The organism is Pseudomonas sp. ICMP 561 (assembly GCF_002699985.1).
In the GTDB taxonomy this organism is placed as follows: Bacteria; Pseudomonadota; Gammaproteobacteria; order Pseudomonadales; family Pseudomonadaceae; genus Aquipseudomonas; species Aquipseudomonas quasicaspiana.
In genome coordinates, this window is the sequence record NZ_LKBT01000008.1 from 18,528 (window position 1) to 41,895 (window position 23,368).

19 protein-coding genes are annotated in these 23,368 nt (G+C 54.7%); 9 read left to right on the forward strand and 10 right to left on the reverse strand.

What is annotated here, in order from left to right; translation table 11 throughout:
* Positions 1-81 precede the first annotated feature (81 nt).
* The 4 genes from AO242_RS07710 to AO242_RS07720 form a co-directional block, all read right to left on the reverse strand.
* Positions 82-978 (reverse strand): arginase family protein, encoded by an 897-nt coding sequence (locus tag AO242_RS07710; protein WP_099268251.1) that lies wholly within the window; start codon positions 976-978, stop codon positions 82-84.
* A gap of 146 nt (positions 979-1,124) precedes the next feature.
* Positions 1,125-1,580 (reverse strand): helix-turn-helix domain-containing protein, encoded by a 456-nt coding sequence (locus AO242_RS29935; RefSeq protein WP_306475045.1) that lies wholly within the window; start codon positions 1,578-1,580, stop codon positions 1,125-1,127.
* A gap of 47 nt (positions 1,581-1,627) precedes the next feature.
* A complete protein-coding gene (locus tag AO242_RS29940; RefSeq protein ID WP_306475046.1) occupies positions 1,628-2,053 on the reverse strand; it encodes a hypothetical protein in 426 nt (141 codons plus the stop codon).
* Positions 2,054-2,785: 732 nt separating this feature from the next.
* Positions 2,786-3,583: an Abi-alpha family protein gene (locus AO242_RS07720; RefSeq protein ID WP_099268252.1), complete on the reverse strand. Its 798-nt coding sequence runs from the start codon at positions 3,581-3,583 to the stop codon at positions 2,786-2,788.
* Between the two features lie 617 nt (positions 3,584-4,200).
* Between AO242_RS07720 and AO242_RS07725 the strand changes: the two genes are divergently transcribed.
* Positions 4,201-5,244 (forward strand): AlbA family DNA-binding domain-containing protein, encoded by a 1,044-nt coding sequence (locus AO242_RS07725; RefSeq protein ID WP_257153396.1) that lies wholly within the window; start codon positions 4,201-4,203, stop codon positions 5,242-5,244.
* 251 nt (positions 5,245-5,495) lie between these two features.
* A complete protein-coding gene (locus AO242_RS07730) occupies positions 5,496-6,173 on the forward strand; it encodes a hypothetical protein (protein WP_099268253.1) in 678 nt (225 codons plus the stop codon).
* Positions 6,174-6,389: 216 nt separating this feature from the next.
* Here AO242_RS07730 and AO242_RS07735 read toward each other — a convergent pair whose 3' ends face one another.
* Both AO242_RS07735 and AO242_RS07740 read right to left on the reverse strand, forming a co-directional pair.
* A complete protein-coding gene (locus AO242_RS07735; protein ID WP_099268254.1) occupies positions 6,390-7,388 on the reverse strand; it encodes a DUF4238 domain-containing protein in 999 nt (332 codons plus the stop codon).
* Between the two features lie 150 nt (positions 7,389-7,538).
* Positions 7,539-8,549 (reverse strand): hypothetical protein, encoded by a 1,011-nt coding sequence (locus AO242_RS07740; protein ID WP_099268255.1) that lies wholly within the window; start codon positions 8,547-8,549, stop codon positions 7,539-7,541.
* A gap of 814 nt (positions 8,550-9,363) precedes the next feature.
* Here AO242_RS07740 and nfsA point away from each other — a divergent pair.
* Entirely contained in the window at positions 9,364-10,191 is an 828-nt protein-coding gene (nfsA, locus tag AO242_RS07745; RefSeq protein ID WP_099268256.1) for an oxygen-insensitive NADPH nitroreductase, read from the forward strand.
* Positions 10,192-10,218: 27 nt separating this feature from the next.
* Here nfsA and AO242_RS07750 read toward each other — a convergent pair whose 3' ends face one another.
* Both AO242_RS07750 and AO242_RS07755 read right to left on the reverse strand, forming a co-directional pair.
* Positions 10,219-11,610: a heavy metal sensor histidine kinase gene (locus AO242_RS07750; protein WP_099268257.1), complete on the reverse strand. Its 1,392-nt coding sequence runs from the start codon at positions 11,608-11,610 to the stop codon at positions 10,219-10,221.
* Entirely contained in the window at positions 11,607-12,281 is a 675-nt protein-coding gene (locus tag AO242_RS07755; RefSeq protein WP_099268258.1) for a heavy metal response regulator transcription factor, read from the reverse strand. Before AO242_RS07755 ends, AO242_RS07750 begins: the two co-directional genes overlap by 4 nt.
* Positions 12,282-12,738: 457 nt before the next feature.
* Between AO242_RS07755 and AO242_RS07760 the strand changes: the two genes are divergently transcribed.
* From AO242_RS07760 to AO242_RS07770, 3 genes are all read left to right on the forward strand, one after another.
* Positions 12,739-14,043 carry a TolC family protein gene (locus AO242_RS07760; RefSeq protein WP_099268259.1) on the forward strand — a complete coding sequence of 435 codons (1,305 nt, stop codon included), beginning with the start codon at positions 12,739-12,741 and terminating at the stop codon, positions 14,041-14,043.
* 67 nt (positions 14,044-14,110) lie between these two features.
* Positions 14,111-15,448 carry an efflux RND transporter periplasmic adaptor subunit gene (locus tag AO242_RS07765; protein WP_099268260.1) on the forward strand — a complete coding sequence of 446 codons (1,338 nt, stop codon included), beginning with the start codon at positions 14,111-14,113 and terminating at the stop codon, positions 15,446-15,448.
* A 24-nt stretch (positions 15,449-15,472) separates the two neighbouring features.
* Complete coding sequence (locus AO242_RS07770) at positions 15,473-18,616, forward strand: CusA/CzcA family heavy metal efflux RND transporter (protein WP_099268261.1); 3,144 nt, start codon at positions 15,473-15,475, stop codon at positions 18,614-18,616.
* 316 nt (positions 18,617-18,932) lie between these two features.
* Here AO242_RS07770 and AO242_RS07775 read toward each other — a convergent pair whose 3' ends face one another.
* Positions 18,933-19,142: a hypothetical protein gene (locus tag AO242_RS07775; RefSeq protein ID WP_099268262.1), complete on the reverse strand. Its 210-nt coding sequence runs from the start codon at positions 19,140-19,142 to the stop codon at positions 18,933-18,935.
* A gap of 253 nt (positions 19,143-19,395) precedes the next feature.
* Between AO242_RS07775 and AO242_RS07780 the strand changes: the two genes are divergently transcribed.
* Positions 19,396-19,725, forward strand: a complete 330-nt coding sequence (locus tag AO242_RS07780; protein ID WP_099268263.1) for a DUF2790 domain-containing protein — start codon at positions 19,396-19,398, stop codon at positions 19,723-19,725.
* Positions 19,726-19,787: 62 nt separating this feature from the next.
* Here the strand turns inward: AO242_RS07780 and AO242_RS07785 are convergent, their stop codons facing one another.
* Positions 19,788-20,729 carry a LysR family transcriptional regulator gene (locus AO242_RS07785; RefSeq protein WP_099268264.1) on the reverse strand — a complete coding sequence of 314 codons (942 nt, stop codon included), beginning with the start codon at positions 20,727-20,729 and terminating at the stop codon, positions 19,788-19,790.
* 157 nt (positions 20,730-20,886) lie between these two features.
* Here AO242_RS07785 and AO242_RS07790 point away from each other — a divergent pair, with 157 nt between their 5' ends.
* A complete protein-coding gene (locus AO242_RS07790; protein ID WP_099268265.1) occupies positions 20,887-22,212 on the forward strand; it encodes an MFS transporter in 1,326 nt (441 codons plus the stop codon).
* A gap of 30 nt (positions 22,213-22,242) precedes the next feature.
* Positions 22,243-23,283, forward strand: coding sequence for a histone deacetylase family protein (locus tag AO242_RS07795; RefSeq protein ID WP_099268266.1), 1,041 nt, complete (start codon positions 22,243-22,245; stop codon positions 23,281-23,283).
* The last annotated feature ends 85 nt before the right edge of the window (positions 23,284-23,368 follow it).

The following is a 23,368-nucleotide window of genomic DNA, read 5'->3' on the forward strand; positions in this document are numbered from 1 at the left end:
AGCAAGCTCACTCCTACAGGTCCCGTGTTTGCTGCGCGACAGCGTGGTGTCAGGGACACCGGGGCATCTCCCACATGAAAGTCAGGTATCAGCTCGCGGGCAACCGTTGCCCAGCAATGGCAGGCTCGCCAACATGTTTTTAAGCGCCAGCGCGTCCCAGGGCAGATGCTCTGCGACACCCATCCCGACCACATCCACGACGTTTGCCACATCGCGTAGCAGGCGTACGACTTGATCCATGGTCATCTTGCCTTGGGCGATCCCTTCAAAGGTGTCATCCGGGACGTTGGGTTGGGCGAATAGCAGCGAGCGGAAGATGCTCGGGTCCAGCACATCAAGGTCCAGGTGAATGGCCAGATGCCTGGCCCCGGTCTCCTTGAGCCATTTCAGCACGGGTTCGCTGGAGTCCGCCAGGTCAGCAGGACTCGCGCTGCGAAGGCCGAGGCGCTTGATGGTGGCGGTTTCGACTTCCATGGTTTCCTGCAGGCCAGCGTACATGACATTCGCCGGTTTCAGCGGGCGCTTTACTGCCCGGGCAAAGTCCGGATCTCCCTCGCCCAGGAGGTTGCCCAGCACCATTGCGTGTGCATGCTCGAACTCCTTAGGGGTCAAAACGTCAGGATGGGCGTCGACCCAAAGCACTGCCAGCTCGCCGCCGTAGCGTTCATTGAGATAAGCAAATGGTGCAAGGTCGACCAGGCTATCACCGCCCAACACAACCATACGATCCGGTTGATGTTTCTCAATCAATTGCCGCGCGTGGCTCAATTGCTCAAGCAAGCTCTGACGAGCGACGATGCCGTTTTCGTTTTGCAGCGGTTTGCCGTCGGGCTTCGCGACATGCACTTCCTCTACGGGGCCATTCGTCTCGGGGGCGAGCCATGACAGCAGTTGAGCGCCGAAGAAGTACGGAGCATTGTTGCCACCTTGCCATTGCGGGAATAACAGGCGCAGGGTTTTATCTGAGGCGTTAGCCATCTGTTCACCATCGGGTTGGCTACGTTAAATCATTGATTGGTCACCGTTGGCGCGAGTCTAAGCCGCGCACTGTTGATACTGCGCCGTAAAGGAATAAGCCGCTTTGCCGGAAGTGCCAGATGCTGTGCTCAGAATGCCAGGTGTAATCAGGCCCGATGCAGCAGTTGCTGAGGCGAGATGCCATAGGCTTTTTTGAACGCCCGACTGAAGTGTGAGAGGTTGCTGAAACCAAAGCTCAGCGCAGCATCGCTGACCTGGTTGAACGACTTTTTCAGCAGGGCGTCATGGCAGGCCGAGAGGCGCTGCTGCCAAAGCCAGCGAATGACGGTAGTCCCTTCCGTGGCAAAGAGTCGATTCAGTGTTCTAGGCGACATATGCACGGCGGCGCAGATGCTTTCCACGCTCATCCCGGTCTGGCCAAGATTTGCCAGAATGTGCTGTTTTACTCCAGCAAGCTGCTTGTGCCGGTGTGATGCCTGTTTAGGCGTTGCGGAGCCGTATGCTGTCTCGAACGCGCTGGACAACACATCCAGCAGCGCACCATTGAGTCGGTCGCCGATAGCAGCATCAGGCGTCTCGGCCTTCCACATCTCAATCAGCATTCATTTTGCGAGCCCGCCCAGCGGCGACTGGCTATCCAGCGTCCGGCTTAAAAAACTTCGTAATGAGGAATATGGGACAGCAACAGCGAGCGAGGTACCGCCAGCACTATCTGATCGTCGCCAGCGGGAAGGGTGCAGGTGAAGGGTTGAGCGCTGTCGTATAAAACGATGTCCCCGGGTAACTGGCGCGAAGTTCTGCCTGACTGGCTGATGTAGGCTTCCGGGCACAAGGTGAGGGTCAGGAAGAGCGTGCCATTTCCCCGATCGTCTCGGGGGCGTTTGTACTCCACCGGCAAGGATCTGATTCGGCTGAATAACACACTGCCCTTGGTCGCGACGTCCAGTGAGCCATCGAACAGCTCATCTGTTAACTGGCGGTTCTTGGTGGGGGTGTAGGTCGAGCAGACGACATCTTGCCAATAATCGAAGCGCTCCTTCGCATCAATGTGTGCAGTGGGAAAGACAATCGCCATGGGCGCTCCGGTAAACAAGCTGACAAAACTTCGCAAATCACCGTATCAGATATTCGGCGGAGTGGAGGCGTGCGGCGACGTGATGCAACTGGATGCGTCTCTGGCTGCGTCAGTACATTGAGACGCAGCCAATTGAGGCGTTTTCCATCGCGACTTCAGCAGGCTTTAAATCGCACAGCGTCAGAGAAGTTTCTTTCGCAGTCTGCGGTCCCTGCGTCGGTGATGTTTTACCGCAAATAACTCAGCGAACGAGGCAAGGTACCGCCCGCGCTGAAAGTCGGTATCCCCAGATGTGGGCCGTGAACGAAACGAGGCTGAATCCAGCAAACACGCCTGGTTGGGGGGCGTGAGCATTTGCTCGTTCTGGGGCCAGGTGCGTAATTGTATGGACTTGACCAGTCGTTTGCATTGGTTCTGACCAGCACGCTATGTGTCCTTTAGCGGCAGAAATCGGCCAATTGCTGCCCGTAACGAATGGCAAAAACTCTCCCATTATGTCGCTACGCCAGCCTGCTCATGTTCGAGCCGCGCCCGTGCAGGATCAACGAACCCCTACATATTGGACAATGCTTCGAAATCGAACTTTCGCCGCCGGTGAGCAGCGAACGCCTTATCCATGAGCGCAGCAGTTCGGCCATTCGGATCTGTAACCAGATGGGCAATCGGTGAGCTATCGGTAGTCGGTAGGTTTGCTCCGACAACCAAAACCGTGCTTAGCTGGCCTAAAAATGTTCAGTCTCTATTAGCTCTCAATCCGCTTTCCAAGGAGTCTTTGATACAAGCCAAGTGGAACAAACGGCCAAAACTAGTAAGCTCAATAGTCCACCACTTCTTTCCCCACTCATGATTTCCAATCACACTGAAGAACTCTGGATCAGAAGTATTGTTGTATGTTATCAGACCAAGCGACTGGAGGTGATGAACGTACATCTGCAAATAACTTGGAAAATTCAAAGCTTCCGGGTCGACTGCAAACCGGGGAAGCCACTGCCTCGGCTCCCCTGGAAAGCCGCATCGCTGAAGCTCAGCGGCAATTAGGTCAAAACTTACGGTCCATTCTTGAGCAGACAAACCAAAGTAGACCTTTCCCGTTTCAGAAGACAAAATATTTATCAGGTTCGCCTCATCAGGTGAAAGCTGGCTTATCACGTTGACAAATGCAGGGTGCGCTTCGCCTAATCTGTCCCTATCGAAAGTCCTCGATAACAGGTCACTGTACATATTTCCAAGTAATTCGCCATCATCAAAATATTTTAGTTTATCAATAATTGACAATGCCAATGATGGAATTGGCGCTACTCTTCGAGGTTCTGGGACAGACCTGATTGTTTTATCAATCCAGCGTGCCACGCGATCTTGGTAGGCAGCAGTGAGCTGCAAAGGCAATAGTGCTAGCCGAATAGTTTTGACCGCATCCACGCCGATTTTGGATGCTTCCTTGATGGAGTCTTTTGCGGCCTCAGTATAAAAATCTTCCGCAACCTTGCTAAGGTCAACGCTGACTTCTGCTTTTAATTCGGGAATTACCATGGCCTGCCTCCATATCCTTGAGCGACCGAGTATCGTTCAAGGTGTTACAACAGGCCAGCTCTGCTCAGGTATTTCGCTGCAAATCGTGCCGTCAACCGCGGGGGGCGAGCAAAGCCCAGTCCAGTGACAGTAACAAGGCCATGGCCGCGCATCGGGGCTTTTTCCCCCGCCAGCTTTTCATTGTTCGAAGACTGATGGCAGTAGGTAGCATTGTGTACATGGCTTGTGCTCCACGTGATGGAGGACAAGGATCGGCGTGCCAGCAACGCGCACTAAGGGCCGACGTAGCCATCCATGATCCCACTACTGAACGTTGCGAGGGCATGACAACTATAAGAATCCGTAAGCCCTCTTTGCTTAGCATAGGCTTTCGCCAGCGATGGCTATGCACCAAACGCTGGGTGATTTACTGCCGCGCTAGACCTTGGAGGCGCAGCGGGATCGACCGTAAGGATGTGAGTTCCATCTAGTCAGAATCTGTTCTCAAACACGAAAGGAAAATGCGCCTTGATAGAAGAGATGATTACTGCGTTGCGCTACAAGAGTGAGGGCACTGACATTGATTTCAAATCCGCGCAGTACCGTTTCGTGGGCGGAGTGAGAACGACAAGGCTGAAATGCTCAAGGACATACTTGCAATCGCTAACTCTTGGCGGGATGGTAACGGATACATCCTCTTAGGATTTAAAGATCAGCGCCCTCATCCTGCTGAGATCGTTGGTATTTCGGGAAGCATTGATGACGCGGCGATGCAGCAATTCGTCCATGGGAAAGTGAAACCCAAACTGACATTTCACTACGAAGAGCACCTATATGACGGTAAGACTGTTGGCGTCATTACTATTCCAAAACAAAAGCGAAGCTTCTACCTCTCTAATCCTTACGGAAAACTGAAAAGTAATGTCGTGTACGTTCGACGCGGCAGCAGTACCGACGAGGCAGAGCCTCCAGAAATTGCAGCAATGGCGATCGCGGATAGTGGCCGCACGGAAGTCAGCGTGGATCTTTCGATTCTTACTCTACATAACGACGAACTCCCAACTAGGAGTGCACACCGCTATCTCCAATTCACCGAAAAATTCCCGAACTATGAGAGCCCTCGGCGAACCTTAGGCCCCTTCGACATTGACATAAGGTCACCTATGTCAGGAGACAACCGTAATTTTTGGAGAGAGTACGCAGAATATATTCAAGTCAGCGAGGCGGTCATTCAGATGCAGTTTGTGCTCCATAATCGCTCCGAGGTGCAACTCTCCAACGCTAAACTTGAGGTGTTGGTCGAGCCTCAGGAGGGGCAATCCGTCCACCTACTCGCGGGAAGTGACCTTCCAGAAGAGCCGAGCAGCAAGCAAGACTTCACCATGGGACTTCGCACATTACCCGAGGTGTTAGCTAGTCAAAATCCGCGTCTAATTGTTGACGAGAATGGTAACGCGCCACGATGCCTCGTGCGTTTTGGCTCACTATTGCCGGGGGAGGAAGGATGGTCAGTTGACACTTTTGCCATAGTCCCTTCAGCTCCTGGAAAGCTACTGCTGCGCTTCCGCATTCTAGCTGGGGAGATAGCGACGCCTATACAAATGGAGCGTGTGATAGAAGCGACCGGCTCAGTTGAATCGCTTGATTTTTCAAGTTTTAAGAGCTTTGTACGCGCGCGATGATCCGGTATTTTCTTCATTGTGGACTGAGCAGATTTGGTTCTCCCGACCCCATGACAGTCTGCTCTGGGTCGGAAGCGAACAGCTTCTTTCGGCCAGCGGTCCATGAACCGCTGGCCGCTTGCCCCTGTGGCAGAGGGCTCGGTGATTTGCTGCTAGTCTCCAGTGGTTTTTGGCCGTCCGTTTTTTAACTCGACACGTTGTTTTAGAAAAGTGAACGCATCACCCCTAATTGAATCGTGAGAATTTTAGACATGGACAATGGACACACCATCCAGAGCGAGCACGTCGAAGCGCTTTTGCAGGCGCTGGAACGAGACAAGGACGCGCTGCTTACGCTAGGCATGGAAGTTGTTGGCCCTGCTGGCAGTCCAATGTACCCATTGGACTGGATGGTGTTCGCTGCCATTAAGCGAAGTGTTAGCACCTCGAGTACTCTGGCGGCAATGGTCAGGACCTGGAATATGGTCTGTGCGCGCTCATTGTTGCGAATGCACATAGACACGGCACTGCGATTTTCAGCCGCCTGGCTTGTACCTGACCCGCATTCATTTGCCACAAATGTGATGAAAGGGGTGCCGATCAACAAAATGAAAGATCGAAGTGGCAAACAGCAGCTGTCAGACGCCTTCCTTGTTGAAACGCATAAGGGGGAGTACCCATGGCTTCCCGACGTTTACAAAAACCTCTGTGGATATGTGCATTTCTCAGGTTCACATATCGTTGATTCAATCTCTAGTTTCGAGGATGAAACCCGGACCATCGAGTTTGAGATATCTGCCACTGATTCGAAGTTTCCTGAGTTCAGTTGGGTTGAAGTATTGGACTGCTTCAGGAAGTCGACCTCGATCCTTTCCTTGTATCTCCAAGGATATGCCGAAACAAAAAAGCTCACTCCAGCTGAATTAGAGACGCTGCGTAGCATCAGATAGCAATGTTGCAACCTTCACAGATCGCGATGGGACACCTTGAGAAAAGATGTCTTTTCGCTTATGACCTGATCCGTTTGGCGTACGGGTGCATCGCGGGTGTAACGAGAGGTACAGCAGCGTGTGGTGACCGAACTCGTGCCCGGATACCGTTGCTTCCGAGTGGCAGGAGTGATGGAGTCGTAACTATGTGTAGTAAAGACCGATTGGCCTGTTCAGTCAGACTATGATATGGCCATCAGTAGTTCTTTTGTAGCGCCGCCCGATGTACTGTTTGAAGGGTAGAATGGCGTTCTCACTATCGCCGATGATGTGTGTCATGGATTGAGCTGCCACTTTGCTATTGAGTTCCAGCACGGTGGCCTCATCAACCTCATTTCTACCCGTCATGAATCGTTCGGAATTGCAGATGATGTAGGCGACCCTCGGCGAGATCGGATAGTAGAAGTCGACATACTCAGGTGCGGCGAATTCTGTCACTGAGACACAAGAGTGCACGTTGACTACAGGGTGGTCGGACGTGATGAAAGGCACTCTAGTGTCATTCACCAGTAATGCATGCCTATCCTCGTGGCGGCTTACGTACAGGCTGAAGCCGATACTCATCCCGAACATGTAGCTTAGGAACCACCACGCATGCGCCATAGCATCGGCCACTTCAATTTCAAGGGCATTGCTCCGTGGCTGAACCTGGATCAGGCCATCTCGGAAGGTTTTCGTGCGGGAGATCTGGTGACCGAAGAACATCATGAATTCGATTATGTGATGTTTATCTTGCAGTACATCGAGTTTTTCATCAGCGAGCGCTGCTAACACTGGCAATGCCTTTTCTTCGTGGGATGCGTGGAGATTTTCCAGTAGGTTGCACTTCACCGCATGAAGATGCAGCTCGGCTTTCTGATCCCGAATGCCAGATTTACGGTAGATGGTCTCAAGCTGCTGCATCTTAAGAAAGTCATTAAGATACGACATGTGCTGTTGATGGAGGTGATCGGGGCTTTTTCGGGAGAAGCCTTTAATCACATGAACATCCATGTCGGTAAGCGTGTTGGTCTTGTAGAAATAGTCGTCAACAACTATGGCTCGCACGCTGTCGTGCGCAATCTTTCCAGTTTTCGTGGTGTAGAAAACATTCTTCGTGCCGCAGCCCCAACGGGTCAGGTATTTCGCCCAGACGTAATGGTGACGCTTCTTGGCTTCAAGGTCTTTGCGCGACATGATCGTCCTTTCCATTGGGCGTTGGTCGCAAGCTCTCAGCTTACGAGCCTCGCGTCTAGCGATTCAAGTGCCTGCTCGAAGGTGACTGCTCGCGTTTGAAATCACACCCGGATGCTAGCTTGGATCACTGTAAAGTTAAAATGGTTTGAGTCATGAATAAAATTCAGAACTTAAGCTTGCATAATACTTGATCGGGCAGTTCGGCTTTATGTCTGCCTCGTCGTGTTGATATATTGAAAACATTCCATCATCGGGTAAGCGCTCGGAAATACAGAAGAGAAGAATCTCCTCTAAAAAATAGAACATATTATTTAGATAAGCATCAAGCTCTTGATGAATAGAGACGGACGATTCTTGTACGTTTATTTTATTGGTAAGGTCGTAGCTCCAAGTCGGGAGCGAGAATTTATTACCTGGGTAAAGTTTCGTGTTTTCTATCGTAAGAGATTGGCCTGGCCCTGGGTGCTCAAGAGCATTCCGGCACTCCGACAATCTGCGAATCCAAAACAGGTCATTGCTGAGGGCTAAAGATAGTTCTTTTAAATTAGGGCGATTCTGCTCCAGCCATTTTATGTGCTTATCGAAATGTGCCTCGTCTCGCGCCCCCAAAGGCAAGTCTGTAAACAGGCTTATTAGTTTGAAGCAATCTATTAAGAACTGCTTTCCGACCAGAAGGAAAGATTTCGCGTCATTTTCTAAGTTTTTAACTTTAGCGAGCGGCGGGATGGCGCGACTGGACTTGTTCTGCTCAATGATGATGTCGCATTTTTGCATAACCTCATCAAGTTGCTCACGAATATTAGACTCAAACTGTGCACAGAGTAGTAGTTGCTCGTTTAGATTCCAAACTTGTTCCAGAAGCTTCGGCTTTATGGAGTCCTCCGGAAGAACTTGGTCAATAATACTTTTAAACTGAAGAAAGATCCGGGCTACATAGGGGGAGGCAGCACCAACCGCTGCTATTTTCTCATACGTGTGCCCGGTATCTGGTTGGGTTTTTTGTGGGTCAGTTGAGTCAGCAGTTAACAGCTTGTAAATAGTGTTCTCTTTAAATATTAAAAGCAATACATCATTAATGTTTTCCATTGCTATTATTGCAGATCTGTCAATCAAGTCAGGATCATTAATCGTAATGGAAAAGGCATCGTCTCTTTTCTGCATAAGCCAAACACTCTTTTATTAGTGACACGATTAGTAAAAAAACACTCCGACCCTGCCCTGGCGGCGTTTCTTGGAATAGTAGGGCGGTCGCTGCATTGACTACTTCAGAAATCCCGCTGCTAAGGCAGAAGCTACAGATGGTAATCGAGATGATTGATTCGTGTCTAACGGATAGGCAGCGGCCAATACATGGCGGCGTTTGGCATTTACGTACCTACTTACCAATATCCGCTATAGTCCACGCCGTCTATAGCTGCGCGCAACGCATAACAGTAATAGCTACAATCACGGCCTCGAATCCAAGGCTGCCGTCACTGAATGGCTGCTTTTAGCCGAAAGCTTGCGGCCGATTCTGTTGAAAAAGTCGGTTTTCTCAAACTGCCAGCATATTGATCGGTGAAAGCGTTTTTTTTATGCGCTGCCACGTGAAATTTGAGTCCCAATACATCTGCGCAGATTCTAGTTTTTAAGCTCAGGCGCGTACTTTTTCTGCGGTGAAAACCACTCCCGACTTTTTCAACAGAATCGGCCGAAAGCGGCCGATCGTATATCGCAACTTTTGGCCGACTCCTGCCGGTCAGTGATACGCAGTGCACTGCTCAAGCCCGATGCAAACGCTTGCTAAGTCCGAGTGCCAAACGGCTGATCAAGTGGAATGCAATCCCCCAACCAAGCTCAACCTGCAGCACTCACTCGCCATCGCCACCCCCTGACATCGTCTAACCGCGCTTTCCGCTGCGTGCTAATTTACCTCCAGATTAAAAACCCCCGCTCATCAAAGGCTCTGCCCGTTTAAGGCCTATTGGATATTTTCATGACACAAGCCACACAAAACGGCCTCGCCCTACGCTACGGCGAAGCAGATACAAACACAAAAATCCACGAGAACTGGAACCCGGTTCTTGATCAACTGGTGAATCATCGCAGCGTCCGCGCGTTCAACGACAAGCCGCTACCAGAAGGAACGCTTGAGGCGTTGATCGCGGCAGCACAGTCAGCCGCGACTTCATCAAATCTACAGGTATGGAGCGTGATCGCCGTTCAGGACCCATCTCGCAAAGCGCGCCTCGCGGAACTTGCCGGTAATCAGGCCTACATCCGCCAGGCCCCGCTGTTTCTGGTCTGGCTCGCTGACCTCTCCAGAGTGTCCCGAGTAGCAGAGCGTGCAGGCGTCGAGCTTGAAGCCTTGCCTTATATCGAGAGCCTGTTACTGGGCACTATCGACGCGTCGCTGGCCGCCCAGAACGCGGTGGTTGCTCTGGAGTCGATGGGGCTGGGTGGCGTCTACATCGGCGCTATACGCAATGACATCAAAAGTGTTGCGAAGGAGTTAGAGCTGCCACCTCAGGTATACCCGGTGTTCGGCATGTGTGTGGGTTATCCCGACGCTGAACGTCCGGCACAGGTAAAACCGCGCTTGCCCCAGGCGGCGGTCTTGCATCACGAGCGCTACAGCGTGGAGTCGGAAGTGTCCTCGGTCGCGCAATATGACCAGTGCCTCGGCGCCTTTTATCAGCAGGAGGGTATGAAGGCTGCTGGCTGGTCGGAGCAAGTTGTTAATCGCTTGCGCAGTATTTCCAGCCTGCATGGGCGTGAAGAGTTGGTCAGTGCGCTACAGCAAATGGGCTTCGGCCTGCGCTAGCAGGCTGGGCTCAGTTCGGTTAATCAGTCACTTCGCTCGCGGAAAAACCAGCCTGAACGTCGTGACCCGTTCCAGCTCACTCTCCACCGTCACGCGCCCTTGATGAACAGTCATGATGGAGCGAACAATCGCCAGCCCCAGACCGGTGCCGCCCTGTTGTCGGGAGCGGCTGGCATGGACCCGGTAAAAACGGTCGAACAGGCGCGGCAGGTGTTCGGCTTCGATGCCTTCACCCTGATTGCTGACGGCCAGAGACACTTCGTTGGCGTGGCTGTCGAGGGTGATGGTCACTGTGCTGCCGGGATTGCCGTGCCGGATGGCGTTGGAGATCAGATTGGAGATCGCTCGCTGGATCATCAGTCGTTCTCCCAAAGTCTTTGCACTGCCCTGAACCACCAGCGTCATGTCTTTTTCTTCCGCTGACTGATCAAAAAGCTCGGCGACCTTGTTGGCTTCTACCTCAAGATCTACAGTGATGAACGTCAATAGCGCCGAAGGCTGGGTCACGCTGGCCAGGAAGAGCATCTGGGAAACCATCAATGACAAACGCTCAAGCTCTTCGGTGCAAGACTCAAGTGCCTGTTTGTATTCCTCGGGTGGCCGCTCTCTGGACAAGGTGACTTGCGCCTTGCCCATCAGGTTGTTCATGGGCGAGCGCAGTTCATGGGCCAGGTCATCCGAAAACTGCGCCAGTTGCTGAATATCCTCGGCCAGTCGGTTGAGCATCACGTTGACCGCGTGGGCCAGGTCACGGAGTTCGTCAGGTAGTCCGGCCGCCTGCATCCGATGGGACAAATCCCGGGCCGATACCTTGTGCGCCACCTTGCGAAATGCGCGCAGGGGTCTTAATCCACGATGCACGATCCACCAGGCACAACCGCCGACCAGCAGCAGGATGAGCGGCAAGGCAATGAGCGTGGACTTCACATAGGCGCCGAGTAACAGGGCATCGCTCTCTCTGTCGAGCGCGAGCAGCACCAGCACCTTCTGGCCACCTTTGAGACGCACCTGTTTGCTGGCAATCAATATCTCGTGACCGGCCGAGGATTCCACCCGCTGGAAATGGTCCCGGCTGTCCCCGGCCAGAGGTATTGGAGGCACCATCTGTTCGTCCTGACCCAGACTCAGCAAGCGTTTTCTCGGGACGCTCGAATCGAGGATGGTCAGGGTCAAGTCATCGTGCCCGACAATCTGGTCTCGCAAGTGGTGAGGCGCCAGCACCACGTCAGCTACCGAGCTGAAGCCCTCTGACAGGCTGTGTTCGATTTGCTCCAGCTTTTCCTGCAAGCCGTTTCTCGCCCGGAAATCCAGCTGATGTGAAATGGACGCGTAGGCGAACGCTGCCATTACCATTACCAGCACGGCACTCATTGCGGTAACGGCAAGGCCCAGACGGGTTGAAAGGCGCGTGGGTTTCATTCACGTATTTCCAGAACGTAGCCGACGCCGCGCAGGGTATGAATCAGTTTCTGCTCGAAAGGTTCGTCGATTTTTGCCCGCAGACGGCGGATCGAGACTTCGACAACATTGGTGTCACAGTCAAAGTTCATGTCCCACACCAGCGAGATGATCTGCGTGCGAGACATGACTTCACCGCTGTGACGCATCAACAGGTGGAGCAGGGCGAATTCCTTGGTCGTCAGGTCGATGCGCTGGGTGCCGCGAAAGGCTCGGTGTCGTCCCTGGTCCAGTTCAAGGTCGCCGACCCGCAGCACCTCGGGCAAACCGGCCTGCTCACTGCGACGCATCAGCGTGCGAACTCTTGCCAGCAACTCCGGAAACTCGAACGGCTTGACCAGATAATCGTCTGCGCCCATTTCCAGCCCCCGGACCTTCTCTTCAAGGCGACCACGGGCAGTGACCATCATGACCCGGGTGTTGCTTTTTTTCCTCAACCGGGTCAACACCTCCCAACCATCCATCTCGGGCAGATTCACATCCAGAATCACCAGATCGTAAGTTTGATGTTGAGCCAGATAAAGCCCATCAAGCCCCGTGACGGCCAGGTCCACAACATAGCCACTCTCGGTTAAACCCTGATGCATGTACTCGGCAGTTTTCGGCTCGTCCTCTACAACAAGGATTCGCATATCAGTGTCCTGTATTAATAGGGTAGGTAAGTGCCGCTGTTATTTTATTGTCGGCTTTAAAGTTGCGCGTCCCGCCTCTGCCAAGGTAACCGGCAGAGTTCCACGATCAATGGATTCGCGGCGATTCTGGAGTCTGTAGCCACTTCAGGGTCAACCCCGCAGGTGGCTGAATATCCAGATTTTTTAAACTGTTCTGAAGCCAGAAAGCTTTAACGTTTCCACTTTGCCAGCGCGTTAAAAAGCAAGTTTTAAGGTGTTGCTATTTATGTCTGTGGTATCAATTAACTTGATGGCGTCGCGCAGTGTAATAGCGTGCGACTGCAACTTTTCTTAAATGACAGGATTGTAATTTTTCAGCAATCCTTCTGCTAACTCCCTTTGCATAAAGTCCCCCGCATCCAACTCCGCTGAACGCAGCCGGAGTCTGTTCTGGTTATTTGATGGGGTGGTCAGTCATATGCAAAGGCGCGACGGGAGCAGTGCAAACCCGCTGAGGCACAGAGTTTTTTCCTTGTTAACCGACGTGAAGCCCACCGTGAAAACAGGTTTGCTTTATGCCTTTTTGCTGTCGTTCGCCGCGCCCGGTATTGCGACTGCTCAAAGTCTGAGTCTGCCCCAGGCCATCGAGGCCGCATTTGCGGAAAACCCGGACCTCGCCGCCGCACGATGGGAAATTGGCATCGCCGAGGGCGACAGGCAGCAGGCCGGTCTGATGCCTAACCCGGAGTTGTCCTGGGAGGTGGAAGACACTCGGCGCAATACCAGCACCACCACGGTCATGCTCAGTCAGGCACTGGAACTGGGTGGCAAGCGCGGGGCCCGCGTTGAAGCAGCCAGCCGGTCCCAGGATGCTGCGCAGATCGAACTGGAACGACGGGGCAACGAGTTACGTGCCGAAGTCGTGCAGGCCTTCTTTACCGCAATGCGTGCGCAAACCGGTCTGGAACTGGCGCGACAATCCCATGCCCTTGCCCAGCGCGGCCTGGAAGTGGCTGACGGGCGTGTGCGTGCGGGAAAGTCTTCTCCCGTCGAGGTGACCCGTGCGCAGGTACAACTGGCTGAAACCGACCTGATGGTGCGTCGCGCCGAAACCCTGAAAACCAATAGCTATCGCGACCTGGCGCGCACCACTGGCTCGTCGGCTTCTTCGTTTGATCGTCTGGAGTACGCCGACCTGTCGCCGGGCAAATCCCCGTCGGAGGCGAGGATGCTCACAGCGATCAATCAAGCTGCCGAGCTGCGCCTGGCCCATGCCCAGATCGAGCAGCGTGATGCGGCGCTAGGCTCTGAGCGGGCGCAGCGCATCCCCGACCTCACCGTCAGCATTGGCAGCCAGTACAGCCGCGAAGACCGTGAGCGGGTGAATGTCATCGGCTTGTCGGCACCGCTTCCTCTGTTCAATCGCAATCAAGGCAACGTTCTGGCCGCGTCGCGTCGCGCAGATCAGGCCCGTGATTTACGCAACGCGGTAGAGCTCAGGTTACGTACGCAGACCCAAGCCGCACTCGATCAATGGTCGACGGCGAGCAGAGAAGTCGAGTCCTTCAATCAGGTGATTTTGCCCTCGGCGAAAAGCGCGGTGGATGCGGCGACCCGTGGTTTCGAGATAGGCAAGTTCGGCTTTCTCGAAGTTCTCGACGCACAGCGCACCCTGATTGCTGCCCGCAGCCAATACCTCGAATCGCTGGCCATCGCTACGGACGCCAGAGTGACGGTCGAGCGTATCTACGGCGACATCAGCCCATTCACTGCCAATCCTTAACCCCTCATTTTTCGCACTTATCGGGCGCATCGCTGTGTACATCCGTACGTGATCGCCGGGAGCATCCATGGATAACAACCGAAGTATGACCATTGCCCTGGCGGTGGTTGCAATCATTGGACTTGGCAGCCTGACGCTGGGTAATCAGGGGCTTCCTGTTGCAGCGGAAGCAGCCAAGGGCTCAAAGCACGAGCACGCGGAAGAGGATGGGCATGCCGACGAGAAGGGGCACGCCGAGAATGACAGTCACAGTGACGGCAAGGTTGATGAGAAAGGCCACGCTGACGAAGCGCACGGTGAGGAAAGCCATGGTGATGAAGAGCATGGCGAAAAAGGGCATGGTGCAGAAGCATCCGGCGGTGAAGCTCATGAAGAGGAGGGCAAGCTCGAACTAAACGCTGAACAGATCAAGTCTGCGGGCATCGAACTGGCCGTCGCTGCACCTCGGTCGATGAGCACTTCTGTGACATTCCCCGGTGAAATTCGCTTTGACGAAGACCGCACCACCCACGTCGTGCCCAGGGTTGGCGGGATCGTGGAAGAGGTCAAGGTTGACCTCGGCCAGTCGGTGAAAAAAGGCCAGGTGCTGGCCGTGATCGCCAGCCAGCAAATCTCCGATCAACGCAGCGAACTTAACGCAGCGCAGCGCCGCCTTGAGCTTGCCCGGTTGACGATGCAGCGCGAGAAAAAGCTTTGGGAAGACAAGATTTCCGCCGAGCAGGATTATCTGTTGGCGCGTCAGGCGTATCAGGAAGCAGACATCAGCTACGCCAACGGTCGACAGAAGCTGAGTGCTATCGGCGCCAGCCTGAAATCTTCCGCAGGCAATCGATACGAACTGATCGCTCCCTTTGATTCGGTGGTCGTCGAAAAGCACCTGGCCATAGGCGAGGTGGTTAACGACAGCACTTCAGCTTTCACACTCTCCGATTTGTCGCGGGTCTGGGCGACCTTTGGCGTTGCGCCCAAGGATTTGAACAAAGTCGTGGTAGGCAGGGCAGTCACGGTCAGTGCGCCCGATCTCAATGCCGAGGTTGAAGGCCGCATCAGCTACGTAGGCAATCTGTTGGGCGAGCAAACCCGCGCGGCTGCGGTGCGCGTGGTACTGGCCAACCCCGAGGGCGCGTGGCGTCCGGGGCTGTTTGTCTCGGTTGATGTGACAGCAGACAAAGCCAATGCGGCGGTCAGCCTGCCTGAGTCTGCCATTCAGTCCGTTGAAGACCAGACGTCGGTGTTCGTGCGCAATACCGAAGGCTTTGAAGTGCGTCCGGTGAAAGTCGGCAGACGCGACGGCGGTTATGTGGAAATCGTTCAAGGCCTGACGGCGGGCACTCAAGTGGCCGCCGCTGGCAGTTTCATTCTCAAGTCCGAGCTGGGTAAAGGCTCCGCTGAGCACTCCCATTGATCTGCCTCGCAAGAGTACAACGTCATGTTTGAACGGTTGATCCAATTCGCAATCGAGCAGCGCATCGTGGTGATGCTTGCCGTGTTGCTCATGGCTGGGCTCGGCATTGCCAGCTACCAGAAACTGCCCATCGATGCTGTGCCTGACATTACTAACGTCCAGGTACAGATCAATACTTCGGCGCCCGGTTTTTCTCCGCTGGAGACCGAGCAACGGGTGACGTTCTCGATCGAGACAAGCATGGCGGGCCTGCCGGGTCTGCAGCAGACACGTTCTCTGTCGCGCTCGGGCCTCTCACAGGTCACGGTGATTTTCGAAGATGGCACTGACCTGTTCTTCGCCCGCCAGTTGGTCGGCGAGCGCCTGCAAATCGCCAAGGATCAGTTGCCCGAAGGTGTCGATGCGGTCATGGGGCCGATTTCCACCGGGCTTGGCGAGATTTTCCTCTGGACCGTAGAGGCGAAGGAGGGCGCGCTGAAGGAAGACGGCACGCCTTACACCCCGACCGATCTGCGGGTGATTCAGGACTGGATCATCAAGCCGCAGCTGCGCAACGTGCCAGGCGTGGCCGAGATCAACACCATTGGTGGTTTCGCCAAGCAATATCAGATCGCGCCCGACCCGAAGAAACTCGCCGCGTACAAACTCACCTTGAATGACTTGGTGGCTGCCCTTGAGCGCAACAACGCCAATATCGGCGCCGGTTACATTGAGCGCGGCGGTGAGCAGTTATTGATTCGCGCGCCGGGTCAACTGGGCACGGTGCAGGACATTGCCAACATCGTCATCGCTAACGTCCAGGGAACGCCGATCCGGGTCAGCAGCGTGGCCGACGTGGGTATCGGTCAGGAGTTACGCTCCGGTGCTGCCACCGAAAATGGCCGGGAAGTGGTACTCGGTACCGTGTTTATGCTGATCGGTGAAAACAGCCGTACGGTTTCCCAGGCCGTGGCCGCCAAGCTGGCTGATATCAACCGTTCATTGCCGGAAGGTGTTGAGGCGATCACGGTTTATGACCGCACGACGCTGGTTGAAAAAGCCATCGCTACCGTGAAGAAAAACCTGATCGAAGGGGCGATTCTGGTCATCGCGATTCTGTTTTTGTTCCTCGGTAATATCCGTGCCGCGTTGATCACCGCCATGGTGATTCCCCTGGCCATGCTGTTCACCTTCACCGGTATGTTCACCAACAAAGTCAGTGCCAACTTGATGAGCCTCGGCGCGCTGGACTTCGGCATCATCGTTGACGGCGCAGTCGTGATCGTCGAAAACGCGATCCGCAGACTGGCGCACGCACAGCAGAAGTACGGACGGATGTTGACCCGTTCGGAGCGTTTTCATGAGGTGTTCGCCGCCGCAAAAGAAGCGCGTCGACCGCTGATTTTTGGTCAGTTGATCATCATGGTCGTGTACCTGCCGATCTTCGCCCTGACGGGTGTCGAGGGCAAAATGTTCCACCCGATGGCCTTCACCGTGGTGATCGCGCTGCTGGGCGCCATGATCCTGTCGGTGACATTTGTACCGGCGGCCATTGCCATGTTCGTCACTGGCAAGGTCAAGGAAGAAGAGGGCGTGGTGATGCGTACCGCGCGTCTGCGCTACGCACCTGTTTTGAAGTGGGTATTGAGCCATCGGTCGATAGCGTTCTCCTTCGCTGTGGCGTTGATTGTCTTGTCCGGGTTCACCGCCAGCCGCATGGGCAGTGAGTTCATCCCGAGCTTGAGTGAGGGCGACTTTGCGTTGCAGGCACTTCGGGTTCCAGGCACCAGCCTGACTCAATCAGTGGACATGCAGCAGCGTCTTGAAAAAGCCATCGTCGAGAAAATGCCGGAAGTGGAGCGTGTGTTCGCCCGAACAGGCACGGCAGAAATCGCTGCGGACCCGATGCCGCCGAACATCTCTGACAGTTACGTCATGCTCAAGCCGCAAAGTGAATGGCCAGATCCTGGCAAGTCTCGCGAAACGCTGATTGCCGAATTGCAGCAAGCCGCTGCGACAGTGCCGGGCAGTAACTATGAACTGTCACAGCCGATCCAGCTGCGCTTCAACGAGCTGGTTTCAGGTGTGCGCAGCGACGTCGCGGTGAAGGTTTTCGGCGATGACATGGCGGTACTGAACCAGACTGCCGCTAAAATCGCTGCGACCTTGCAGAAGGTGCCGGGATCTTCTGAGGTCAAGGTTGAACAAACCACCGGCTTGCCCGTGCTGACGATTAACATCGATCGTGACAAGGCCGCGCGTTATGGCCTCAATGTAGGCGATGTTCAGGACGCCATTGCCATCGCAGTAGGCGGGCGCCAGGCGGGTACTCTCTATGAAGGTGATCGTCGCTTTGACATGGTAGTGCGACTGTCGGAAACCTTGCGTACAGACGTGCCCGGACTCTCGAGCCTGCTGATCCCCGTGCCTGCGACGGCGAGCAGCGTCAATCAGCAGATCAGCTTCATTTCGCTGTCCCAGGTGGCAAGCCTGGATCTTGTGCTGGGGCCGAATCAGATCAGCCGGGAAAACGGCAAACGTCTGGTCATCGTCAGCGCTAACGTACGCGGTCGCGACCTCGGCTCGTTTGTGCAAGAGGCGGGCGAAACCATCGAACGCGACGTGCAGATTCCGGCGGGATACTGGACCAATTGGGGCGGCCAGTTTGAACAGTTGCAGTCAGCTGCCAAGCGCTTGCAGATCGTGGTTCCGGTGGCGCTGCTGATGGTGCTGGCGCTGCTGTTCATGATGTTCAATAACCTGAAGGACGGTTTGCTGGTTTTCACCGGTATTCCGTTTGCCCTGACCGGTGGCGTAATGGCGTTGTGGTTGAGGGACATTCCGCTGTCCATCTCGGCGGGGGTAGGGTTTATCGCCTTGTCGGGTGTGGCGGTGCTGAACGGCCTGGTGATGATCTCGTTCATTCGTAACCTGCGCGAGGAAGGGCGTTCGCTGGGCGATGCGATCAACGAAGGTGCGCTGACCCGCTTGCGCCCGGTGTTGATGACCGCGCTGGTCGCGTCGTTAGGCTTTATTCCGATGGCGCTGGCGACCGGCACCGGGGCTGAAGTTCAGCGTCCGCTGGCGACCGTGGTGATTGGCGGGATACTGTCGTCCACCGCGCTGACCTTGTTGGTTCTGCCTGCGTTGTATCAATGGGCGCACCGTCGGGAAGAAGAGCAGACATAGCGTCAGTGTTGTAAATAAATAGCCCGCGACAGGTGACTGTTGCGGGCTTTTTTATGTGTCAAGTGTAGCCCGCGGTTCCTGTAGGAGTGAGCTTGCTCGCGATGCATTTCTTCTGGCGATACTTTCTTTACGGATAGATTGCTATCGCGAGCAAGCTCACTCCTACAACTACCGTATTAGTTGTGTTGAGAGAGGGAGTCACGGTTATGTGTTTATCAGAAATAAAAAAAGCGCCCCGAAGGGCGCTAAAGATTCACCTTGACCAAAGGAGCTTGTCAGCTGCTAAAGGTGAATAGAGTGGAACCGAAGTTAATCCTTAACCTTTTTCAGGCTCATTAACCGAGGTCTTTTTCTCGGTATTTACAATGCGCGATGATTCGCCGTTGATTTGATCGTTGAAGCGCTGCTCCTGAGCGACCTTGATTTTTTCAGCGGCCGGGCTGGCGCGTTCACTTCCGTCGTGGGCCATTGCCGCGGTGGATGAGAGGGCGACGAGTGTGAAGGCGATTGCTTTGATTATAGTCATCGTAGTTACCATTCTGTTTAAGGGCAGTGACTGCGGAGTCTTGAAGCAAGCTGCGTCGTGCTCCTCAGTGTTAGCGTTGAGTATAAATAGCGAAGCTAACAGGACGGTGAGTGAATAATGACAATGTTGTTATTAAGCACAGGAGGACGATATTAATGTCTTTTGCAGATGTCCAAATCGTCATGTTTGCGCCACCTCGTTGTTAGCGATGGACTGGTATCTTTCAATCACCCACTAAACGGAGACAGAGAAAATGAAAATCGCTAAATCGTTGATGCTTGCGCTGGCCGTACTTGTTCCTGTTACTTCTTTTGCTTCCAGCGATCATGAGCCGGTAGCCAGCAAGATTATCAAAGAGCACCAGGCGTTTGTCGCGGATTATGCCGCCGATAAAAATCAGGCTCTACCCGGCATCGTGAAGTATGAGTACGGTATGAAACTTGACGTTGAGAAAGTTGTGCGTATGTCTTCGGCTTCTAAAGTGTGCGGCGTCAACCCGCAGCTAATGACCTACGAAGATTCCAACGGTGCGTTGAAAACTGTTAAATATCAAGCGTTGAATGATTGCCGAAATAAAAACTGATTGGGAATTACCTGTTTCAGTTCTGTATTAAAGCGCGGCGGGTTAATCATGAAGATAAAACTTCATGTATTTTCCAGCCGCGCTGCCAATCCTTCGATAAACACCGTTTCAGCACGGCTCATGCGCTGTTCACGGTTCCACAGCAAATGAATATCGACGTCCGCAACGCCCTCCAACGGCGGCACCCGCCACAGTAACCCCTGTTCAACGTCGTCAACCACGACATGCTCGGGCAGGCATCCCAGACCAATCCCCGCAATGACCAGGCGCCTGATTTCTTCGAGGCTTGAAGATGACGCCACAATCCTTCCGCCAAAACCTTGCTGATCACGAAAGATGGTCAATGGCGAAAGCATCCCGCCAATTTGGTCACTGGTGAAACTGACAAAGTTTTCTGACTGCAGATCGCTCTGACTGAGGTCGGTGCGACCATACAGCGGATGGTTCCGGCCGCAGAAAAACACGTAACGCTGACGTTGAAACAGGCGTTGTTCCAGTCGAGGTTGTGGGCGGCGGTTCAGGCTCAAGCCCAGGGTGGCGGTTTTCTCCAGCAGCGCGCTGACGATGTCGGAGCTGCGCATCACGTCCACTTCCAGGTCAACCCGGGGGTGTTGGCGGTGGAACTCCGTCAGGAAATTATCAAAGTTGCTCGACACGATCCGGCTGATCATCAGCAAGCGGACTTTGCCGATCACTTCATCCCCCGGCATCTGCAAGGTGTTGCTCACTTGCGAGACCTGGCCGTAAATCTCACCCGCCAGGGCGAAGATTTTCACACCGGCTTCGGTCAGGTCGAACCGTGGCCCGCGACGGGCGATAAGCTGACAACCCAGTTGTTCTTCCAGACGCTTGAGGGCCTGACTGACCGCGGGTTGGGTCAGGTGCATTCTGGCAGCGGCCCGGCTGATGCTCAGCTCCTGGCCAATCACCCGGAAGGTACGTAGCAGATTCCAGTCAAGGCGGTCATTGAGCAAGGGAGAGATATCACGGGAAGAGTCGGTCACGGCAGCCTCACTATAATTGCGGCTTATAGTTCGAATAATAAATAGAAATTTGACTGATTATGCCTGTCGAGCAAAAAATCCGTCCATAGTCGTCAACAGAGCGGCCTCAGCAAGATCATTTTCTCCTGCCAAAAATACTAACCAATGGAGTTGATTCATGAAGCCCACTGCTTCTGCGCAGCCACGCCGGGCTGCCGCCGCCGCGTTCATCGGTACGATGATCGAGTGGTACGACTTTTATATCTATGCCACCGCCGCTGCGCTGGTATTCGGTCAGCTCTTTTTCCCTTCCGAAGATAAATTGTTCAGCACCATGGCAGCCTTCGGCACCTTTGCCGTGGGCTTCTTTGCCCGACCGTTGGGCGGCATCGTGTTCGGTCACATCGGCGACCGTATCGGCCGCAAGAAATCGCTGGTCATCACCCTGGTGATGATGGGCGTGGTCACAGTCTGTATCGGTTTGCTGCCGACCTATGCGCAAATCGGCGCAGCGGCGCCGGTGTTGCTGATCCTCCTGCGTGTGGTTCAGGGCATTGCCGTTGGAGGCGAGTGGGGCGGCGCAGTGTTGATGGCGGGTGAACATGCGCCCAAAGGCCGACGTAATTTCTTCGCCTCATTTGCGCAGTTGGGCAGCCCTGCGGGGTTGATTCTTTCGCTGCTGGCGTTCAGCGCGGTAACCCGTCTGCCCGAAGAAGACCTGATGAGCTGGGGCTGGCGTCTGCCGTTTCTGGCCAGCGCAGCGTTGCTGGTGGTCGGTCTGGCGATTCGCCTGGGCGTCAACGAGTCACCTGAGTTCCTCAATGACAAAGAGCAGGCACGGCTGGATGTCGCCAAGTCTGGCCGCAAGGCACAGGCCCCTGTATTCGAGGTGCTCAAGACTTCATGGCGGCCTTTGCTGCTGTGCATCGGTGCAAACACCTTGGGCATCGCGGGTGTGTATTTCACTAACACCTTCATGATTGCTTACACCACTCAGCAACTGAACCTGCCACGGTCACTGATTCTGGAGTGCCTGTTCGTGGTGGCGATCATCCAGTTCTGCATCCAGCCGCTAGCAGCATGGGTCGCGGAGAAGGTTGGCGCCACGCGCTTCCTGTGCGGCGTGACGATTCTGGCGATGGCCTCGCCGTATCCGATGTTCATGCTGGTCAGTAGCGGTCAGGCACCGATGATCATTCTCGGCATTGCCCTGGCGGTGGTCTGCATGGCGTCGTTCTACGCGGTGATCGCCGGTTACGTCAGCGGCATGTTTGAAACCCGGGTTCGCTACACGGCGATTTCCCTGGCCTATCAGGTGTGCGGTGCGCTGGCAGGTGGTCTGACGCCGTTGATCGGCACCTGGCTGGCGCATTCCTACCCCGGCCAATGGTGGCCGATGGCGTTGTTCTACAGCCTGATCGCAGGCACCTCACTGATCTGCGTGCTGGCACTCGCCAAGCGACATGCCACGGCATTCGAGCTGGAAACCGCTCGCGAAGCCTGATTGGCGCGACCTACTGAATGAGGAATACCCATGCTCAGTTTTTTTCATCCGGAACAGCTTCTGCACTTCCCAAAAAGCTATTACTCCCGCGGACAGATGCGCACGCCACAGGAGGTCCCGCAGCGGGCACAGAATCTGCTGCAAGCGGTTCAGGGGCTGGCGTTCGATATTCAGCAACCGGCTGATTTCGGTCTCGATCCTCTGCTGGCAGTCCACAGCGATGCATATCTGACGTTCTTGAAAAGCGCGCATACAGAGTGGAAGAAGATGCCCGAAGACTGGGGCGATGAAGTGATGTCGAACATCTTCGTCCGTGAGCCCAATGCCTTGCGCGGGATTCTGGCCCAGGCCGCGCGCTATCTGGCCGATGGCAGTTGCCCGGTGGGTGAGAACACCTGGCGCTCTGCGTACTGGTCTGCTCAAAGCGCGGTGGCGGCTGCCAAGGCTGTGCTTGATGGTGAGCCTGCAGCATATGCGCTATGCCGTCCGCCCGGGCATCACGCTCGCAAAGAAGCCGCAGGTGGGTTCTGCTACGTCAACAGCGCCGCAGTGGCTGCTCAGGTTTTGCGTGACGGCTTTGAGCGGGTCGCAGTGCTGGACACTGACATGCACCACGGTCAGGGGATTCAGGAAATCTTTTATGATCGCGATGATGTGCTGTACGTCTCCATTCATGGCGATCCGGAGAACTTTTATCCAGGCGTCGCCGGGTTCGAAGACGAGCAGGGTGAAGGTGCCGGGGCTGGCTGCAACGTGAACTTCCCGATGCCTCACGGTTCGCCTGAATCGGTGTTCATGGACAAGCTTGAACAGGCTCTGGATGCCGTTAAATCTTTTGACGCGCAGGTGCTGGTGTTGTCCCTGGGCTTCGATATCTACGAGCATGACCCGCAGAGCCAGGTCGCGGTGACCCGGGAAGGATTCGCGAAACTGGGCGAGCGGATTCGCAGCCTGGGGCTGCCGTGCGTCATCGTGCAGGAGGGCGGTTACCACCTGGAAACACTGGTCAGCAATACCCATGCGTTTTTTGATGGCGCGCAGGTCTGGAAGGATGCTGTGATCAAACGCTGATGTCAGGAAAACGGTATTTCTGACGAGGCCTATGTGGCGAACAGGCTGACGTCCTCGCGGCTAAAGCCGCTCCTACGGTGGTGTG

Bases quoted from the DNA above. Each gene is read 5' to 3' on its own strand.
- AO242_RS07710 (WP_099268251.1), bottom strand. From the start codon at position 978: ATGGCTAACGCCTCAGATAAAACCCTGCGCCTGTTATTCCCGCAATGG.
- AO242_RS29935 (WP_306475045.1), bottom strand. From the start codon at position 1,580: ATGCTGATTGAGATGTGGAAGGCCGAGACGCCTGATGCTGCTATCGGC.
- AO242_RS29940 (WP_306475046.1), bottom strand. From the start codon at position 2,053: ATGGCGATTGTCTTTCCCACTGCACACATTGATGCGAAGGAGCGCTTC.
- AO242_RS07720 (WP_099268252.1), bottom strand. From the start codon at position 3,583: ATGGTAATTCCCGAATTAAAAGCAGAAGTCAGCGTTGACCTTAGCAAG.
- AO242_RS07725 (WP_257153396.1), top strand. From the start codon at position 4,201: ATGCTCAAGGACATACTTGCAATCGCTAACTCTTGGCGGGATGGTAAC.
- AO242_RS07730 (WP_099268253.1), top strand. From the start codon at position 5,496: ATGGACAATGGACACACCATCCAGAGCGAGCACGTCGAAGCGCTTTTG.
- AO242_RS07735 (WP_099268254.1), bottom strand. From the start codon at position 7,388: ATGTCGCGCAAAGACCTTGAAGCCAAGAAGCGTCACCATTACGTCTGG.
- AO242_RS07740 (WP_099268255.1), bottom strand. From the start codon at position 8,549: ATGCAGAAAAGAGACGATGCCTTTTCCATTACGATTAATGATCCTGAC.
- nfsA (WP_099268256.1), top strand. From the start codon at position 9,364: ATGACACAAGCCACACAAAACGGCCTCGCCCTACGCTACGGCGAAGCA.
- AO242_RS07750 (WP_099268257.1), bottom strand. From the start codon at position 11,610: ATGAAACCCACGCGCCTTTCAACCCGTCTGGGCCTTGCCGTTACCGCA.
- AO242_RS07755 (WP_099268258.1), bottom strand. From the start codon at position 12,281: ATGCGAATCCTTGTTGTAGAGGACGAGCCGAAAACTGCCGAGTACATG.
- AO242_RS07760 (WP_099268259.1), top strand. From the start codon at position 12,739: ATGCAAAGGCGCGACGGGAGCAGTGCAAACCCGCTGAGGCACAGAGTT.
- AO242_RS07765 (WP_099268260.1), top strand. From the start codon at position 14,111: ATGGATAACAACCGAAGTATGACCATTGCCCTGGCGGTGGTTGCAATC.
- AO242_RS07770 (WP_099268261.1), top strand. From the start codon at position 15,473: ATGTTTGAACGGTTGATCCAATTCGCAATCGAGCAGCGCATCGTGGTG.
- AO242_RS07775 (WP_099268262.1), bottom strand. From the start codon at position 19,142: ATGACTATAATCAAAGCAATCGCCTTCACACTCGTCGCCCTCTCATCC.
- AO242_RS07780 (WP_099268263.1), top strand. From the start codon at position 19,396: ATGAAAATCGCTAAATCGTTGATGCTTGCGCTGGCCGTACTTGTTCCT.
- AO242_RS07790 (WP_099268265.1), top strand. From the start codon at position 20,887: ATGAAGCCCACTGCTTCTGCGCAGCCACGCCGGGCTGCCGCCGCCGCG.
- AO242_RS07795 (WP_099268266.1), top strand. From the start codon at position 22,243: ATGCTCAGTTTTTTTCATCCGGAACAGCTTCTGCACTTCCCAAAAAGC.